The sequence below is a fragment of the Lutibacter oricola genome (genome assembly GCF_900106565.1).
In the GTDB taxonomy this organism is placed as follows: Bacteria; Bacteroidota; Bacteroidia; order Flavobacteriales; family Flavobacteriaceae; genus Lutibacter; species Lutibacter oricola.
Genome location: NZ_FNNJ01000043.1, coordinates 1 through 2,094, shown reverse-complemented (window position 1 = coordinate 2,094; position 2,094 = coordinate 1). Strand labels below are relative to the sequence as shown.

3 protein-coding genes are annotated in these 2,094 nt (G+C 25.6%); all 3 read left to right on the top strand.

The annotated features are described in order from the left end of the window. The first annotated feature begins 175 nt into the window (after nt 1–175). The 3 genes from BLU40_RS17350 to BLU40_RS17340 all read left to right on the top strand — a co-directional run bounded on the left by BLU40_RS17350 (nt 176) and on the right by BLU40_RS17340 (nt 1,781). On the top strand, nt 176–628 hold the full coding sequence (locus BLU40_RS17350; protein WP_139171006.1) for a hypothetical protein: 453 nt from the start codon (nt 176–178) through the stop codon (nt 626–628). 156 nt (nt 629–784) lie between these two features. Continuing rightward, entirely contained in the window at nt 785–1,354 is a 570-nt protein-coding gene (locus BLU40_RS17345; protein WP_090126777.1) for an EbsA family protein, read from the top strand. 154 nt (nt 1,355–1,508) lie between these two features. Beyond that, a complete protein-coding gene (locus BLU40_RS17340) occupies nt 1,509–1,781 on the top strand; it encodes a hypothetical protein (RefSeq protein ID WP_139170988.1) in 273 nt (90 codons plus the stop codon). Nucleotides 1,782–2,094 lie beyond the last annotated feature (313 nt).

Sequence of the window (2,094 nt, the reverse complement as noted above, 5' to 3'; positions counted from 1 at the left end):
ATGAATACTGCTCATGCTAAAAGAGCTGCAAAAAATGCAATTAATTTATACAACCAAGTAAGATTACACTTATCTTTAGACTTTAAAACACCGAATATGGTATATAAATTAACAGCATAAAATCAATTTTAACCTGTAGCCATATTTCAGGACGAGACATATGATGAAAATCGCAATGAAAAGATTAAAAATAGCATTACCATTAACGATTATTTCATTTATTATGATTTCAAAATTATGGTATGTTAAGATTATTGATGCTCCAAATTCAATACTTTATGGATTTCCGATTCCCTATTCTTGTGCTGCTTGGCATACATCAATGGCTCGACAATTTTTCATACTTGAATTCATTTTCGATTTTATGATTTATCTTATATTTTGGATTATGTTATTATATCTGATTGATAAATTCATTTTTAAAATAAAAATAAGTAAACTGATAAATAACGTTTTGATAATAATTTCAGGATTAATGATTTTATTAAACGGATTAATTGTTCTGAATCCAGACAATATTTTCAAAATGAGTAATGAGTTTGATTATAAAATAGTTGAAACGAAAATAGATTTTTTATGGAATGATTATGTTAGCCCCGAACACAGTAAAAAGAAACGAAATGATTAACTACGCCCAACAACTGGTATATTTTATTGTTTGGTTCTAGCCCACTTACGAAAATCCTATCGGATTTTCTTGGTCGGTAATTATTTATTAAATTTATAGCTAAATCACTCAACAAAACATACCAAAAACCGTTGTGCAACATACGGAAATTAAGTTATGAATAAAGAAGAAACAAAAGATTTAATGAAAATTCTATCTGTCATTAGTTTAGGAACTATTTCATTAGTTTTTATTATTTATTATTTTGGTTCTTATTTAGGGCTAATTTTTAACATACTTCTTTTTGGATTTATTATATATCATTATTTAAATCTTTTTCTGAGAAATCCAATTAGAAAAAATATTATTCAATTACGATTGAAAAATTATTCTTGGATTAGTTTTGTTATCTTCCTTATATTCGGATTTATCACAATATTTGATAAAAATAGTCTTTCATCAGATATCTTTTTGGGAATCTTATATATAGCTTCAGCTGTTCTTATATTGTTTAAGAATACTTTAAAGATTAATAAAAAAGGAATAATACTGAATGATTTTATGAAAACACAGATAGAATATTCAGAATTTAAATCGATTCAAGTGACTAATGATAAAATAATAATTCAATCAAGTTCTGAGAATCAGACCTTTCATATTCAGCACTTAAAAGACGAAGAAGTCAATGATATACTCAAACGGATTAATAAATATAAAGAAAGTACGATTGCACAACACTGTATATAATTTATGCTTAAATTTGAACTAAAACGACAAACATTATAACAAACAACTAATTTGCTAGGCTGATAAATCTCCGATTTATCTTCCGCACAAATCATCATACAAAACCGTTGCAATTAATAGGCTGATGATTCTCTGATATGAAAAACAAAAAGAAATGAGTTTTGGAATAGTTCAATCAATGATTATCTCAATGAAGAATAACTCAAGGAAAAAAGTGTTATCTCATTTTGATAGAAAAGATATGCCGTTAAAAGGATTGAAAGGAGATTTTAATGAATTATTAAAACGGAAAGCCACTCCAGAACAATTAGAAAATATTAGGAAAGAGATTAAACGAGAAAACAAAATTGATTTAATCAAAACGATTATAATAATGATTATTGCAATATTGATTTTAATAGTTGGAGTGAAATATTTGATTTTATAACGATTATTGATTTTAAAACTATATAATTAAGAGAATATCGAGAAAAATGATTATTAACGAATAAAAACTACTAATTGCAACAACTGGTATATTTTACTGCTTGGTTTTAGCACACTTACGAAAATCCTATCGGATTTTCTTGGTTAGTAAATATTTACTAAATTAGTTGCTTAAACACGCCACAAAACATACCAAAAACCGTTGTAAGCAATTACCTAAAAAAAAAACTATGAAAAAAATAATTATCATTCTTTGTCTAATACTCATTTCTTGTAATTTCAATAACAAGAAAGAAACAAAATCTAATAACAAT